Source organism: Virgibacillus halodenitrificans JCM 12304 (assembly GCF_001310895.1).
GTDB classification, from domain to species: domain Bacteria; phylum Bacillota; class Bacilli; order Bacillales; family Amphibacillaceae; genus Virgibacillus_Q; species Virgibacillus_Q halodenitrificans.
The window spans coordinates 21,111-37,411 of the sequence record NZ_BAZS01000036.1; the positions used below are offsets into that span (position 1 = coordinate 21,111).

Here is a 16,301-nt window from a genome sequence, read left to right on the forward strand (position 1 = left end):
GAGGGTGAAAGAATGAATGAATTTTTATCGAATCATGGTACAGAGCTTCTCATAAAAACAGGTGAACATTTATACATTTCTTTCGTTGCTATATTACTTGGTGTAGTTGTAGCAGTACCACTGGGAATTTTATTTTCCCGAATCCCCAAAATGGCAGACCGTTTAATCTCCTTTGTAGGCATATTACAGACCATCCCAAGTTTAGCTATTCTAGCTTTCTTTATCCCTTTGCTTGGAGTAGGTAAGCTACCAGCCATACTTGCTCTGTTTTTTTACTCCTTACTGCCAATTTTGCGAAATACGTATATTGGGATTCAAGGTGTAAATGCAAGTGTACGTGAAGCAGGAAAAGGAATGGGGATGAGTAATTGGCAATCAATTATGAAGCTGGAGCTGCCTTTAGCGCTTCCTGTAATTATGGCAGGAATTCGTTTGTCAACTGTTTATTTAATTGGTTGGGCTACCTTAGCGGCATTTATCGGCGGTGGTGGTTTAGGAGATTTTATATTTGATGGGTTAAATCTCTATCAACCAGTATTAATTATTGCTGGTACGGTTCCGGCTACAATTCTAGCTCTACTTGCGGATCGTTTGCTTGCAATAGTTGAACAAAAATTAACACCAACTGGAATGAAAGAATCATATGAAGCAGCATAACATGGGAGTTGATACGATGCGGAAAAAAATAGGAAAACTGGTAATTCCGGTACTGGTTTTGATCATGGTGTCCGGTTGTTCTCTTCCAGGGCTTGCCAGTACTACAACAGATACAGTTAAGATTGGAATGTTAGGGACATCAGAATCAGAAATTATTGGGGAGATTCTTTCCATCATGATTGAAAGAGAAACAGATTTAGATACGGATCCAGTAACTAATCTTGGGTCTTCTATTGTACAGCACCAAGGGATGACAAGAGGGGATTTGGATATTACCTCTACTCGTTATACAGGTACTGACTTATCCGGTGCGCTAGGAATGGATCCGATTACAGACCCTGAAAAAGCTATGGAGATTGTACAACGTGAATTTCAAAAACGTTTTAATGAAACATGGGCAGACTCATACGGGTTTGAAAACAGCTATTCCGTTGCGGTTAGAAGAGAATTTGCTGAAAAAAATAATATTAATACCGTTTCTGATTTGAAGCCATTTGCCGACGATTTACGGTTTGGTGTTGATAATGCCTGGATTAATCGTAAGGGAGATGGGTACGAAGGCTTTAAACAAACATACTTCGATTTTGGAGAAGTTTTCCCTATGAACGTAGGACTTGTATATCAAGCAGCATCTAGTGGTCATATGGACGTAGTGCTTGCATACTCATCTGATGGAAGAATAAAAGAGTTTGACTTGAAGGTATTAGAAGATGATAAGAAATTCTTCCCTCCATACGATGCTTCTCCAGTCATCAGCAATGAACTACTGGAAGAATACCCAGAAATCAAGACGATTACGGAGAAGCTCTCAGGTAAAATCTCTACTGAAAAAATGCAGGAATTGAACTATAAAGCAGATGTAGAATTAATGAATCCACATCAAGTAGCAAAAGATTTTTTAGAAGCGAATAATTACTTTGAATCTGCTGGGAAGGGAGGAAACTAACATGGAAACATGGAATCAATTTATAACCTATGTTGGCCAAAACGGTGATTATATCTGGTTTCAATTCTATCGACACTTTTTGATGGCGGCCTATGGTGTATTATTTGCTGCAGTTATTTCAATCCCTTTAGGTATTCTTATTGCCAGATATGGGAAATTAAGCAGCTGGGTTTTGGCATTTGGAAGTATAATTCAAACCATTCCTGCATTGGGAGCATTAGCTGTGATTATGATTGCTTTTGGACTGGGTACGAATACGGTAATTATTACGTTAATGCTGTATTCTATTTTACCGATTACGCAGAACACCTATGTCGGTATGAAAGAAGTGGATAAAACAGTTGTAGAAGCAGGTTACGCATCAGGAATGACTCGCTTTCAGTTGCTAAGGATGGTGGAATTACCTCTAGCTATAAGTGTTATCATGGCAGGGCTTCGGACAGCGCTAGTTGTAGGTATTGGAATTGCTGCAGTCGGTGCTTTCGTTGGAGCTGGTGGCTAGGTGCTATTATCTTACGAGGAATGAACGCTACGGACGGTACAGCGATTATTCTTGCAGGTGCTATCCCAACAGCTCTCATGGCGATAATTGCGGACCTTGCAATGGGATGGATTGAACGCAAATTACATCCTGTTAAAACGTCGAAGCCAAAAACAGCATAAACAAATTGAATTTAGCACTAGGTGAAAGCTTAGTGCTAAATTTTAATATTTAATTAGTTTTCTTCTTAAAGGGTACATTGATATAAATTCAAAGGGGGAAGGGAAAATGAAAATAGAAAAAATTATTGTAGAGAAAAACATACCATTTGAGCTTTCCGACGGTACTGTGCTTAGGTCAGATGTATTCCGGCCGAATGATAATAATAAATATCCTACTCTTATGTTGCGATTACCATACAATAAAGAAGAAAAGCGGTATTATGATGAATACCTCGAAGTACCACGTATGGTAGAGGCAGGATATGTTGTGATTCTGCAGGATGTAAGAGGGAGGTTTGCTTCAGACGGAGAATTTTATCCGTTTATTCATGAAGGGAAAGATGGTTACGAAGCCGTAGAGTGGGCTGCAAATTTACCATATGCTAATGGAAAAGTAGGTTTGTTTGGTATGTCCTATCATGGCTATACTCAATTAGCAGCTGCTGTAGAAAATCCACCATCTCTTAAAGCGATTGCTCCTGTAATGACAATGGCGGAACCGTGGGCAGATATTTTAAATGGCGATAGTGCAGCAAAAGGTGTAGCTAAATTTCAGACATGGACGTTAGGCTCTATTATCGAAGATCAGTTAAAAAAGCGTGAACAGCTTGATTCAACGAAAGTACAAAAATACCAAGCTACTATGCAGGAATGGTTACATTACCGTCCTGCTGATGAATGGCCACCGATGAAAGATTTGGATCCGAATTCTTTTTTCTTTGATGTAATGCATAATAAAGTAAGTTCAGAATTAATTGAACGAACCCAGCTTTTGGATAAATTGCATTCCATACAAATCCCAGCTCTATTCATTGGAGGCTGGTTTGATGCATTATTAGAGCCTACCATAGCAGCTTATCAGGCATATAAAGGCCCTGCTCAATTTTGGGTTGGACCATGGACCCATGAGGACATGAGTGGACATGCCGGTGAGCGATACTTTGAAGGTGGAGCTGAACAAATAGGCTGTGACGAGGTAGCAGATCCTACAGAGCTTCATATAAAATGGTTTGATCACTGGTTAAAAGATAAACCTATGGTAGTAGATAAGCCTGTACACCTGTATTTAATGGGACAAGAAAAATGGGCAGCCTTTGGTCAATGGCCGCCAGTTACTGCTACCAATGAGCTTTTTCTTTCAAGTAATGGGTCTTCACAAACGAGAAGAGGGGATGGAGAGCTTGTAGAGCAACCTATGCTGAAGGATACTAAATCTGAACTTCTGCTGGACCCCGATAATCCTGTTCCCACCAGAGGCGGTGGTGTGTTAATTGCCGGCAATGGTTCCGGTGTTTTTGAAATTGGAGATATTCAAGATAGAGAAGACGTACTTGTTTACACGAGCTCAGTCTTACGGGAGGATATTCATATTCTTGGAACAGTGAAAGCATCTCTCTGGGTATCTAGCCCTTCAACGTTATGCGATATTTCTATAAGACTTTCAGACGTAGAACCAAATGGAAAAGTATTTAACATTATTGATACTTATTATCGGGAAAAAGTAAAATCAGTTGATCAGCCGTTCTGCTTAGAATTAGAAATTGGCCATACAGCTATTTATTAAAGAAGGGACATAGCCTTCGAGTTGACATTGCTGCAAGCAATGCACCATTATATGATATTAATTTAAATAATGGGCGCACATCAAAGACTTCCAAAGTCGGTAAGCCTGCGATAGAGAATGTATACCACGGAGTTAATTTTCCTTCGCGTATCATTCTTCCTATCGAAAAATAAAAAATGGAGAGCGTATCTTTAACCAGATTGTCAGAACTTCTGGGAAGGGTAGGCTCTCTTGTTTTTTTAAGGATAAGAATGGAAGTATGTAGCTTTTATAAGTTTGATGCACGAGTCTTGACCAATGCTGACAGACAAGTGTTGTCCAAGGTTTGGGCGACTTTATCCCTTCCTTCAAGGCATTTGCGTTTTTTAAAGTTTTTGTCGAATTACATAAAATTCCGGCTATTTCTTATTATTTGGTAGCTAATTAAAGGCATTGTTAACCATTATTGTCTTATCGTACCAAATCAATCTTAATGGCGATATATCGTATTTAATCCGTTTTGACGAATAGGATGCTTACACGTACGCTTATATAGTACATTATTTTCACAAAATATAGGAGGTGGGAGCATTAATAGTGGAATAACTGAAATGACAATATCAACTGATATAAAAACAGACTTTCATTTTCGCAAGCCAACAAAAGATGATGGCGCAGCCGTCTGGGAGTTAATCAAAGATACTGGTGTTCTTGACCTTAATTCATCTTATAGCTATTTGATGTGGTGTGAAATTTTTTCAGAGACATCAATTGTAGCTGATAGGGAAGAGGGAACGGTGGGATTCATTTCCGGGTTTATTCATCCGGATCATCCAAAAACGTTATTTATTTGGCAGGTAGCTGTAAATGAATCGGAGCGTGGAAAAGGACTGGGGACAAAAATGTTGTTTCAATTGCTTCAAAGAGAAGCATGTGAACATGTTGCTTATATAGAAGCTACAGTATCACCATCTAACACACCATCCCAGCAATTATTTAAGGGTCTTGCGAAAAAGCTTGACACAAATTGTGAAATTGACGATTATTTTTCAGCAGATGACTTTCCCCAAGAAGGTCATGAAGATGAACTATTATTTAAGATTGGGCCTTTTCAAAAAAAATAAATGGATAAGGATGATTGAATGACAACCGCAGTTTTAAATGAATCGAAAATGAAAACATTTGAAGAGATAGAATCAGCTGTACGTAGCTATAGCAGAGGGTGGCCAACAGTTTTTGACAAAGCAAAGGGCTACAAACTTTGGGATACAGATGGTAGAGAATATATTGATTTCTTTGCTGGAGCTGGCACACTTAATTATGGCCACAATGACGATGCTATGCAGGAAAAAATAATTAACTATATTAAAAATGATGGAATTATCCACAGCCTTGATATGGGCACTACTCCTAGAAAAGAATTTCTTGAACAATTTAAAGAGATAATTCTTAAACCTCGAAACCTTGATTACAAAATAATGTTCCCTGGACCTACCGGCACTAATACAGTAGAAAGCGCGTTGAAGATCGCTCGTAAAGTTACTGGACGCGATACCGTAATCAGCTTTACTAACGCTTTTCATGGGATGACAATTGGATCTTTGTCTGTTACAGGTAACTCATTTAAGCGTCATGGGGCAGGGGTTCCTTTACACCATACTGTTTCAATGCCTTTTGATGATTACGTAGAAGACCAAGATTCCATTGCTTATTTGGAAAGATTCCTAGAAGATAGCGGAAGCGGAGTCGCCTTACCAGCAGCCATTATTCTTGAAACCGTTCAAGGAGAAGGTGGCATTAATGCAGCAAGAATGGAATGGCTTAAAAAAGTTGATGCAATTTGTAAACGCTGGGATATTCTCCTAATAATTGATGATGTTCAAGCAGGGAATGGGCGTACAGGTACATTTTTTAGTTTTGAACCTGCAGGAATTAATCCAGATGTGGTTTGTTTATCTAAGTCCATTGGCGGTTTTGGTTTGCCTATGGCCATTACGTTAATCAAACCAGAATATGACCAATGGGGACCAGGCGAACATAATGGTACCTTCCGTGGAAATAATCTGGCATTTATTGCAGCCACTGAGGCATTATCTAACTGGAAAACAGATGACTTCAGTAAAGATATCCAGGCGAAAGGAGATTTACTGAAAACAGCTGTAAATAAACTAATTGAAAAATACCCGGTACTAAAAGGGGAAGCTCGTGGCAGAGGTCTTATGCAAGGGATTGCTGTTCATGTAGATGGACTTGCAGAAGCAATCTGTGCAGAAGCTTTTAAACGTGGGCTGATTGTAGAGACTTCTGGACCGGCCGATGAAGTTGTAAAATTCCTTCCACCCCTTGTGATTGATCAAGAAGGTCTGGAAAAAGGATTAGAAATATTAGAAGATAGCATAAAATATGTTACAAACAAATAAACTAAACTACTGCAATAGGGGAAAGGGGAAAGAAATATGATAGTAAAATCACTTGAAGATATTATTGGTACAAAGGATGAGACATCTGGGGAGAACTGGACAAGTCGCAGATTTTTATTGAAAAAAGATAATTGTGGATTTAGTATGAATGACACACTTATTAAAGCAGGTACAGACAATTACTTCTGGTATAAAAACCACATCGAAGCTGTTTATTGTATTGAAGGTGAAGGTGAAATTGAAAAGGTTGAGACAGGTGAGGTTTTTCAGATTAAACCTGGTACGATGTACATCCTTGATCAAAATGATAAACATAGATTGCGTGCAAGAACTCAAATGCGCATGGTATGTGTATTTAATCCACCGCTTGTGGGAACGGAAACACATAATGAAGAAGGATATTATCCTTTACTGACAGAATAAAGTATAAAGAAGGCACCCAAACTCGTTTATTGGGTGCTTCTTAAGGTTTCAGAGCATGGATTAATATTGTACTGGTCTCTTAAACAGAGAACATTGTTTATGTGTAAGGCTATAAAATGTCTAATAATTTGTATTATTTGTAAAATATGGTAAGCTTAAGTTGATTACAACCATGATTTTTATTTATTCGTATGGGAATTAAAGCAGTACATACAATTTGGAGGAGTGGATAAGATGGGGAGGTTAACTGGGAAAGTAGCTTTGGTTACTGGAGCGGGTACAGGTCTTGGACGTGCGATCGCAATTTCATTTGCTAAGGCAGGTGCTACAGTCATTCTTAACGGTAGAAGGGAAGAAAAACTGCGTGAAGTTGCGAAGGAGATTGGGGGAAGGCTGCTTCATTATACCAGCAGATTTGACGAAAGAATCTGAAGTGAACACTTTAGTTGATGAATTACAAAAAAACACCGCTGGTGAATTAGATATTCTAGTGAATAATGCCGGTGGCGTAAATGCCATGGAGCCTATTGAAAAAATGTCCCTGCAACAATGGCAGCAAATGTTTGATTTAAACTTAACTACTCAATTTCTTACGACACGCGCATTCTTACCACTATTACGGAAAAGTGAGCATGGAAAAATAATTTCTGTCACTTCTGGAATGGTTAATTTCTTTATGAAGGGCATGGGTGCCTATTCTGCAAGTAAAGCAGCTGTTGAAGCGCTAATGAAAACAGTCGCTGAAGAAGAAAAAGATAATGGAATTCAAGTTAACCTATTTGACCCATTAAATGTTGTTTCCGAGGGGAATCCTAATGGGGAATATGAACCTGCAGAGATTGTAGATGTACTTGTTGATCTGGCAGCTGCAGATTCAGTACAACAACACGGTGAAATAGTAAAACCTGAAGTATAAGTTAATACTAAAATTTTCTGCCAAAACGCTAATGAGATTTTCCATGCGTTTTGGCAGTTTTCTTTTTGAAGCGTTATTAGTTCTTTTTGGGTTGAGGATAATTATATCCTTTCGTATCTACCTCTACCTTTTTCATTTTTTGCTCGTTTAATGGTTTGTCCGCTTCATTTCTTTCCGTATTAACAATTTTGTCGACCGTCTCCATGCCTTCATTAACTTTTCCGAACGCAGCATAGTCGCCATCCAAATGAGGTGACTCATTAACCATAATGAAAAACTGTGAGCCTGCGGAATCCGGATCTTGTGATCTCGCCATGGAGAGAGTTCCACGCTCATGCTTTAGGTTGTTATCGAATCCATTGGAATTAAACTCCCCATCGATGGAATAGCCTGGCCCTCCTGTTCCAATTCCTTCCGGGTCACCACCTTGAATCATAAATTCAGGTATTACTCTATGAAAAATGAGACCATCGTAGAAACCGTCCTGAATCAAAGAGATAAAATTAGCCACGGTTGTGGGGGCTTTTTCAGGATATAGCTCCGCTTTTATAGTTTCATCATTTTCCATTGTAATGGTAACAATAGGGTTTTCTTTCACATCATGAGGGTAGTCCGTTTTCTGGTCTGCTTTTTGTTCGTTTTCTTTGCTGGAATCTTCCTGTGTTCCACATCCACTCAAAATAATAGTGAATAAAATAACTACTATAAATAGCTTTGTAAATAATCTCAACTTTTCATCCTCCTGTTCATTTTTCTATTATAGCATGTAGCAACGACACTGGAGAATAGAAAGGAGAAGTATATAGTTATTATGCTCGATGTCCACCGATTTTCTTGCTGCGCTCCAAAGTAATTCCAGCTTCAGTATAGCTGCTGGCACGAAGAATAGCTGTCGCGCCATAATCTCGGCGAATGGCATCCATAACATAACCGATATCATTTTTCTGTGCACGATTTTCAAATAGATTAAGCTGTATCTCCCCTTTATTAAAAAGGTTACTCAATGTAACATACACATGTCTAATATTGCTATTTCCATCATAAAATTCTTGGAAGAGCTGAAGACAGATTTGATACACATCCATAGTTACATCCGTAGGGGTGTAGATGGACTTGGAGCGAGAGAAGCCACCACCTGTTTCCTTACCATAAGATATGCCCAATTGAACAGTTCTTCCTGTTTTCCCAGCTTCGCGGGCACGGCGGCAAACCTCTTCGCAAAGGTCGAGGATACAGACCGTTACTTCTTCTTTAGAATAATCTCTTAAAAGAGAGATACCATGCCCAAATCCTTTTTGTTCCGTTTTTATAAAATCCCCAAATACGGGGCTTAAATCAATGCCCCATGCATGCCAATATAGCTGCTCACCCATCACCCCAAAGCGCTTTTTTAAATGTTCCAAGTCAAAACGGGCAAGCTGTCCCAATGTAACAATTCCCATTCGATTGAGATTTCGTTTCATTCTGCTACCGATTCCCCATATGTCCTCTATGGGGGAGGGCCAAAGTTTTTCCTTTACTTGTTCATAGGTGCATTCAGCGATACCTACTTTCTTGGCATGCAGATCCATCACTGTTTTTGCAAGAAACTTATTATCCCCGATACCAATCGAAGCAGTAATTCCAAAGCAATCCAAGATGTCTTTTTTTATTTGTCTTGCTACCTCCCAACGATCTCCAAATAATCTATCAAGCCCGTTTACTGTTACCCAAACTTCATCTACGGAATATTGGTGGATTGCTTGTTTTGGTACGTATTGGTTGATCAGTTTGGTGATTTCCATGGATACGTTTAAATAATCTGCCATATGTGCTGGTACAATATGAATTTCAGGGTCATCGGGTAACTCAAAAAATCGACTCACATTACTAATACCATGTATTCTTTTTAACTCTGGTGAAGCAGCCAGAACAATACTGCCTGATCTGTTCGGATCACCAACTACCGCAAGCAACGTCTTCATGGGATCTAATCCAAGCTTCACCGCCTCAACACTTGCATAAAAGGAACGCATATCTATACATAGTACATCATTGCGAGGGTAAGAAGAATAATCCATTACGATAGTCACCACCAAATAGAACGTTTGTTCTTATTATAGATAATACGTCTTGTTTTATCAATGGGAATTTAAACCAGAATAGTAAAGTGAACAATAGAAACACATAAATAATTAATTTTTTGAAATAAAACAATTTTAAAACTAAATCGTTTATACTTAAGATAACTATTATTTTTCACAAAGTTGAATGGAGGGATTGGCAAGATGTTAGATAAGCGATTAACACTTTGTCTTTTTGTTGCTATTATTTTAATTATTCTATCCGGCTGTAGCAATGAAAGTGAAAATGGGAATAAACAGGCTGACAGCTACATGACTGAGGAAGCAGACAGGAAGATAACGGAAGAATCGAAGGAAGGAGAAGCGACAACGGAATCTACGGAAGATGCTAGCATAGAAAATAGTGAAAATAAAACAGAGCAACAAACTCCAAATGAACAAAACCCATCCACACGTAAAATTATTTATACTGCAAATTTAGAAATTGAAGTAAACAGTTACGAAAAAGCCCTTAAAAACATACAAAAAAAAGTAGAGGTCTATCAAGGATATATAGTTGAATCAACTATGTTTGAAGAAGAAGAAAATAAAGGGACAAGTGGTTTTATTACAGTCAGAGTTCCACAAGAAAAGTTTCGGGAATTTATTCAGCTCGTTGAAGATGGAAGTGAAAACGTGTTGTCAAGCTCTATATCCGGTCAGGATGTTACAGAGGAATATGTGGATTTGGAATCGAGACTGCGTTCCAAACAAGTGGTTGAAGAGCGATTACTGTCTTATATGAAAAAAGCTGAGAAAACAGAAGACTTATTGGCAATTTCCAAGGATTTAGCAAGTGTCCAGGAAGAAATTGACCAAATTAAAGGGCGCATGAAATACTTAGAAAATAAATCAGAATTAGCGACAATTACAATTCATATGACTGAAAATAATTTAACAATTTCAGGAGAAGACCTCAACACATGGGATAAAACAAAACAGCAATTATTAAAAAGCTTAAATTGGCTTCTCACAGCTGTTTCGGGCTTCATCATCTTTTTTGTCGGTAACTTGCCGATCATACTAGTTACAGTTAGCATAGCGGCAATTGTATTAATTGCCATTCGAAAGCTTAGCAAATCTAATAAAGATAATAGTTAATCATCTGTATGCTTAATATAATAAGAGAATAGAGGAATACAATGAAAGCAAAACTTGAAAAATTTATAGAAAATGAACCAGTTTTATTGGGAGCACTTATTGGAATTAGTGTTCGTAACAGACAGAGCGGTGAGATGATCTACGAACGACAAGGTGAAACGAGAATGCATCCCGCATCCAATATGAAATTATTAACTGCCGCTGTGTCCCTATCCGAATTAGGTGAGAAGTATACATTTACTACGGAAGTAAAGACAAATGGGGAAATAATTGATTCTAAATTAGCGGGAAATCTTTATTTGGTAGGAAAAGGAGACCCAACGTTAGTCCCAGAAGACTTGGATCTGCTTGCCGAAGAACTCCGTTTGCAAGGCGTTAAAGAAATAATAGGTGATTTGGTTGCAGATGATAGATGGTATGATTCAATTCGGTTATCACCAGACATGATGTGGGAGGATGAATATGCTTATTATGGAGGCCAGATCTCGGCGTTGACTTTATCTCCAGATGAAGATTATGATGCGGGAACAATTATTATAGAAGTAGCTGCAGGTAATTCAATTGGAGATAAACCAAGGGTAACGTTATCACCTCCTACAGATTACGTAAGAGTGGAAAACAATGCAAGGACAGAAGAAGTACACAGCGAAGAAGAAGAAATAGAAATCAGACGATTGCATGGCACGAACACCATAACTATTAATGGAAATATTCCACTTGATTCACCAAATAAGAAAGAGTGGATTGCTGTATGGGAACCAACGGAATATGCCCTTGCTGTTTGGCAACATGCTTTGTTAAAAAAAGGGATAAAGTGGAACGGAACCGTAAAGGTAGCAGAAAGTCCCGATAACACCCAAACATTGGGTACACACACTTCCATACCTTTATCCGAATTGTTAGTCCCTTTTATGAAATTAAGCAATAATGGAATTGGTGAAGTTTTGATAAAGGAAATGGGAAAAAAAGTTTACGGAGAAGGAAGCTGGACAGCAGGTCTTAAGGTGTTGGAAGAGAGACTTACTGATTATAATATGAATGTTGACAACCTATTGCTCCGCGATGGATCAGGAATTTCTCATGTAAGTTTAATACCTCCCAATGAAATCACCAAACTTTTATATCACATTCAAAAAGAGAGCTGGTTCCCAACCTACCTAGATTCTCTTCCGGTTGCCGGAAAGGAGGATCGCATGGTTGGCGGAACATTAAGAGATCGGTTGAAAGGTCGAAAGGTTCAAGCTAAGACAGGAACTATTTATGGTGTAAGTACGTTATCCGGTTATGCAGAAGCTAGTAGTGGAAGGCAATACATATTCTCTGTAATGCTTAACAATATGCTTGATGAAGAAATCGGTAAAGAAATAGAGGATAGATTGCTTGAGATTATTTTGAAAGATTAACGTGGTGCACTTGCATGGTGATTAAGGAGAGCTCATGAATATAAAATTTGGATGAAAAGCTGTAATTGTTAAGTGACGAGATTACATAGTGGAGCAAACAAGTATATATTAATAAAAATCGCACGGTATATAACAACAAAATATCATGAGATTTTTATTGGAGAATTTAGAGTGCTTACTAAAACATTGGAAATTTATGCTAAAATAATATTAGGAACATAAAAACTAATAATTAATGTCTGAAATTAATGAGCAGGATTAAAGAGAAGTCAAGAGTAGGATTTGTTCAGCAATCGGGCCATATTCTGGAATATCAATATCGGGTAATAAAGTAGTCAAAATCGAGGATAAGCCATATAAGAAAGTATTGATTTACGGTCTCCGGGATTCGAATGGAATATAAAAATAAGAGTATTAAACAAGCATAGATAATTTATGGATGAGTATCGGTAAGGACTCTAATGAATTCTTTATTTTGGTATAAATAAGTAAGTTGAAAAAGAATGATTATCAAGTAAGGTATTGAAATTCTTTCAAAATTTATGTATACTGTAGTCAAATTAAATAGAAATAACTAGGGGAGCCCAAATAAGCTGGGCTGAGAAGGAAACGCGTTAAAGTTTCTTGACTCTTTGGACCTGATCTGGATCATGCCAGCGTAGGGAAGTTAGATAATCATCAAAGCAACACAACTTCTTGTATACATATTAGCCGGGTCCTACCATTTATTATGGACTCGGCTTTTTTATGTACTTCGATAAGCTTTCCTGCTTAGTGTGTTCTATATCTCGTCCTTTACATTTTTAAAAAGGAGAGATTTATGATGTCACCATCTTCATTAAACAAAGAAAACATTTCCATCATGTCTAGTTTTTCAGGAAGTCAAAAAGTATATGTGCCAGGTTCAAGGACTGACATAAAAGTACCCATGCGTGAAATTAAGTTAAGTCCAACCACGGGTACTTTTGGAGAAGAAGAAAATCTCCCATTACGTGTGTATGACACAAGTGGTCCTTATACAGACCCAAATTATTCCGTTGATATTACCAAAGGCCTTCCAGCCTTACGTAAGGTATGGATTCAAGAACGCGGTGATGTTGAAGAATATGAAAAGCGTGAAATCCAACCTGGGGATAATGGGTATAAGGATGAAGATGATCCACGTGCAAACGATAAAGTGTTCCCTGAATTAAACCGTAAACCATTACGTGCCAAGAAAGGGAGAAATGTTTCACAACTCCATTATGCTAAGCAGGGAATAATAACTCCTGAAATGGAATTTATTGCATTAAGGGAACATATGGATCCGGAGTTTGTCCGAGATGAAGTTGCAAAAGGTCGTGCTATTATCCCTTCTAATATTAATCACCCAGAGATTGAACCTATGATTATCGGTCGTAATTTCCACGTCAAAATTAACGCTAATATTGGAAATTCGGCTGTTTCATCGTGTATTGAAGAGGAGGTAGAAAAAATGACCTGGGCTACACGTTGGGGTGCAGATAATATCATGGACTTATCAACGGGAAAAGATATTCACACAACACGTGAGTGGATTATTCGGAATTCACCCGTTCCGGTTGGGACAGTACCTATTTATCAGGCATTAGAGAAGGTAAACGGTGTTGCCGAGGATCTTACGTGGGAGATTTACCGTGATACGTTGATAGAGCAAGCAGAGCAGGGAGTTGATTATTTCACGATCCATGCAGGTGTTCTTTTACGATATGTCCCACTAACAGCAGAGCGGTTAACGGGTATCGTTTCCCGAGGTGGATCGATCATGGCACAGTGGTGCTTGTATCATCACCAAGAAAGCTTTTTGTATACTCATTTTGAAGAGATTTGTGACATTATGAAAACCTATGATATTTCCTTCTCATTAGGCGATGGGTTACGACCTGGGTCTATTGCTGATGCCAATGATGAAGCCCAGTTTGCTGAATTAGAAACTCTTGGCGAACTGACAAAAATTGCATGGGAACATGATGTGCAGGTGATGGTTGAAGGGCCAGGTCATGTGCCCATGCACCTTATAAAAGAAAATATGGATAGACAATTAGAAGTGTGTCAGGAAGCACCCTTTTATACTCTTGGACCACTTACAACGGATGTAGCCCCTGGTTATGATCACATTACCTCTGCGATTGGTGCAGCTATGATTGGTTGGTATGGGACAGCCATGCTTTGTTATGTAACGCCAAAAGAACATTTAGGTTTACCCAATAGGGATGACGTTCGTGAAGGAGTGATTACTTATAAAATCGCGGCCCATGCAGCTGATTTGGCAAAAGGACATCTGGGAGCGCAGAAACGGGATGACGCTTTGTCGAAAGCACGATTTGAGTTTCGTTGGAGAGATCAATTTAACTTATCCTTGGATCCGGAACGTGCCATTGAGTTTCATGATGAAACATTACCTGCTGAAGGGGCAAAAACCGCACACTTTTGTTCCATGTGCGGCCCAAAATTCTGTAGTATGAGAATTTCCCAAGATATTCGTAACTATGCAAAAGATCATGAGCTTTTTACGAATGAGGCTATTGAAAAAGGGATGAAAGATAAGGCTGAGGAATTTAAAAAATCTGGGGGTAATATTTATCAGTAACTTGATTAGGAAGGAGATACGGGTGAAGGTTCAAAATATTGAAGAAGAAATAATTCAAACGAAAAACCACCTTGCTTTTTTGGAGAAAAGTTTAAAAGAGATACAAAAGAAATGTGATCATCAATTTAAAAGGAATGACAACTTTGAAAGATGTTTGAAATGTAATAAGGCAGAAGCATTATATTACTAACTGAAGAGCTGGCTCAAGAGTGAGTCAGTTTTTTCTTGATCAGAAATATTATTCATCAAACGGGCGCGATTCACTAATAAGAATTCGCGCCAGTGTCGCATATAAGGGCCAGATTGTTGAATAAATGTCCAAAGAAAAAATTTTTTTGAACTCAAAACTTCTTTTTAAAAATGGGAGGTATTTGCTATAAAAAAATATCTTATTCCAATTTTGCTTGTGTTCATTATCTGTTTAATGGGAGGAAGCTATTTTATCTTACGCTTAGATAATATTAGCGATTTCACAGTGATTTTATTAACGTTAAGCTTAATAATTCTCCCTCCACTCGGTATTTACTGGTTATTGATACATCCAAGATCAATGCCGAAGTTGTTAGTATATCTTGCCTTTATTATCTCTTTGGGAGCGTCCTATTTAATAATCCCTTCTTCACAAAAAGGATTCTTTAATAAAATGTTGATTTCGCTTATACCCGTCTTAGTAATCAGCGTTTTAATTGTAGTTATATACGTCATTTTTAAAAGCGTTATAAGCTATAGAAGAAACAAGCAAGATGAGGAACACGATTTTCTAGATGTCATTAGAATATCTCTTGAACCTAAACTAGGAAATGGTTTTGTTTTAGGGGCAATTTTAACGGAATTAAGTGTATTCTATTATTCCTTTATAGGATGGTTTAGAAAACCAATTGTGATTGAAAATGAAGATGCCTATTCTTATCATAAGACTTCACAGCTTAAAACAATCATCATCATATTTTCAATATTAATCATATTGGAAGGTGCATTTTTCCACTTTCTTATTCAGTCATGGAGTGATATTGCTGCGTGGATTTTCACGATATTAAATATCTATGCGTTGCTTTATATTATAGGATTATATAACTCTGTAAGATCCTTACCGCATATTATTACTTCTGACAAGGTCATTATTCGCTTTGGCTATCAGAGCAGTATTGAATTGGAATTCAGTAATATAGAAGATATAAAAACTGCTAAAGAACAAGGTGGAATTGGAGAAAAGATACCAAAAGATACATACTTTTCAATGATAAATATGGATTCACCTCAATATGAAATCTTTCTAAAAGAACCTGTTTTAATGAAAAGCTCATATGGACGAAAGAAATATGTTAAAACGGTAGTATTCAGGACTGATGAACCGGCAAAAATGGTTGAAGAATTAAATTCAAATATTGAGTCTCTAAGCAATGGATAAAAAATGATTGTTCAATTAACGGGCGCGCGCGACAAGTTCCGCTATAAACGCTTCGAAGCGTGAACATGCAGG

At 37.9% G+C, this 16,301-nt stretch carries 14 protein-coding genes, 2 pseudogenes and 1 riboswitch; of the genes and pseudogenes, 14 read left to right on the forward strand and 2 right to left on the reverse strand.

What is annotated here, in order from left to right:
- Positions 1-12 precede the first annotated feature (12 nt).
- The 9 genes and pseudogenes from JCM12304_RS15935 (at position 13) to JCM12304_RS15975 (ending at position 7,607) form a co-directional block, all read left to right on the forward strand.
- Positions 13-657: an ABC transporter permease gene (locus JCM12304_RS15935; RefSeq protein ID WP_019379258.1), complete on the forward strand. Its 645-nt coding sequence runs from the start codon at positions 13-15 to the stop codon at positions 655-657.
- A 16-nt stretch (positions 658-673) separates the two neighbouring features.
- Positions 674-1,603: an osmoprotectant ABC transporter substrate-binding protein gene (locus JCM12304_RS15940; protein WP_019379257.1), complete on the forward strand. Its 930-nt coding sequence runs from the start codon at positions 674-676 to the stop codon at positions 1,601-1,603.
- A gap of 1 nt (position 1,604) precedes the next feature.
- A pseudogene (locus JCM12304_RS15945) lies at positions 1,605-2,266 on the forward strand (ABC transporter permease).
- A gap of 106 nt (positions 2,267-2,372) precedes the next feature.
- Positions 2,373-3,869: a CocE/NonD family hydrolase gene (locus JCM12304_RS15950; RefSeq protein ID WP_256200847.1), complete on the forward strand. Its 1,497-nt coding sequence runs from the start codon at positions 2,373-2,375 to the stop codon at positions 3,867-3,869.
- Positions 3,839-4,042, forward strand: coding sequence for a CocE/NonD family hydrolase C-terminal non-catalytic domain-containing protein (locus tag JCM12304_RS20165; protein WP_256200849.1), 204 nt, complete (start codon positions 3,839-3,841; stop codon positions 4,040-4,042). Before JCM12304_RS15950 ends, JCM12304_RS20165 begins: the two co-directional genes overlap by 31 nt.
- Before the next feature lie 417 nt (positions 4,043-4,459).
- Positions 4,460-4,972: a diaminobutyrate acetyltransferase gene (gene ectA, locus JCM12304_RS15955; RefSeq protein WP_019379254.1), complete on the forward strand. Its 513-nt coding sequence runs from the start codon at positions 4,460-4,462 to the stop codon at positions 4,970-4,972.
- A gap of 18 nt (positions 4,973-4,990) precedes the next feature.
- Positions 4,991-6,268, forward strand: coding sequence for a diaminobutyrate--2-oxoglutarate transaminase (ectB, locus tag JCM12304_RS15960; RefSeq protein WP_019379253.1), 1,278 nt, complete (start codon positions 4,991-4,993; stop codon positions 6,266-6,268).
- A 36-nt stretch (positions 6,269-6,304) separates the two neighbouring features.
- Positions 6,305-6,691 (forward strand): ectoine synthase, encoded by a 387-nt coding sequence (locus JCM12304_RS15965; RefSeq protein WP_019379252.1) that lies wholly within the window; start codon positions 6,305-6,307, stop codon positions 6,689-6,691.
- Positions 6,692-6,925: 234 nt separating this feature from the next.
- Positions 6,926-7,607 (forward strand): annotated as a pseudogene (locus JCM12304_RS15975) (SDR family NAD(P)-dependent oxidoreductase).
- A gap of 76 nt (positions 7,608-7,683) precedes the next feature.
- Here JCM12304_RS15975 and JCM12304_RS15980 read toward each other — a convergent pair.
- Together JCM12304_RS15980 and JCM12304_RS15985 are read right to left on the reverse strand one after the other, a co-directional pair.
- Positions 7,684-8,337 carry a peptidylprolyl isomerase gene (locus JCM12304_RS15980; RefSeq protein ID WP_060681520.1) on the reverse strand — a complete coding sequence of 218 codons (654 nt, stop codon included), beginning with the start codon at positions 8,335-8,337 and terminating at the stop codon, positions 7,684-7,686.
- A gap of 79 nt (positions 8,338-8,416) precedes the next feature.
- Positions 8,417-9,667, reverse strand: a complete 1,251-nt coding sequence (locus JCM12304_RS15985) for a DNA polymerase IV (RefSeq protein WP_060681522.1) — start codon at positions 9,665-9,667, stop codon at positions 8,417-8,419.
- Positions 9,668-9,874: 207 nt separating this feature from the next.
- Here JCM12304_RS15985 and JCM12304_RS15990 point away from each other — a divergent pair, with 207 nt between their 5' ends.
- The 5 genes from JCM12304_RS15990 (at position 9,875) to JCM12304_RS16010 (ending at position 16,229) form a co-directional block, all read left to right on the forward strand.
- Complete coding sequence (locus JCM12304_RS15990) at positions 9,875-10,810, forward strand: DUF4349 domain-containing protein (RefSeq protein WP_060681524.1); 936 nt, start codon at positions 9,875-9,877, stop codon at positions 10,808-10,810.
- A gap of 41 nt (positions 10,811-10,851) precedes the next feature.
- Entirely contained in the window at positions 10,852-12,213 is a 1,362-nt protein-coding gene (dacB, locus tag JCM12304_RS15995) for a D-alanyl-D-alanine carboxypeptidase/D-alanyl-D-alanine endopeptidase (protein ID WP_060681526.1), read from the forward strand.
- A 566-nt stretch (positions 12,214-12,779) separates the two neighbouring features.
- Positions 12,780-12,895: riboswitch (TPP riboswitch) on the forward strand.
- Positions 12,896-13,036: 141 nt separating this feature from the next.
- Positions 13,037-14,821, forward strand: a complete 1,785-nt coding sequence (thiC, locus tag JCM12304_RS16000; RefSeq protein WP_060681528.1) for a phosphomethylpyrimidine synthase ThiC — start codon at positions 13,037-13,039, stop codon at positions 14,819-14,821.
- A 22-nt stretch (positions 14,822-14,843) separates the two neighbouring features.
- Positions 14,844-15,011, forward strand: coding sequence for a hypothetical protein (locus JCM12304_RS16005; RefSeq protein ID WP_060681530.1), 168 nt, complete (start codon positions 14,844-14,846; stop codon positions 15,009-15,011).
- 234 nt (positions 15,012-15,245) lie between these two features.
- On the forward strand, positions 15,246-16,229 hold the full coding sequence (locus JCM12304_RS16010; protein WP_256200848.1) for a hypothetical protein: 984 nt from the start codon (positions 15,246-15,248) through the stop codon (positions 16,227-16,229).
- The last annotated feature ends 72 nt before the right edge of the window (positions 16,230-16,301 follow it).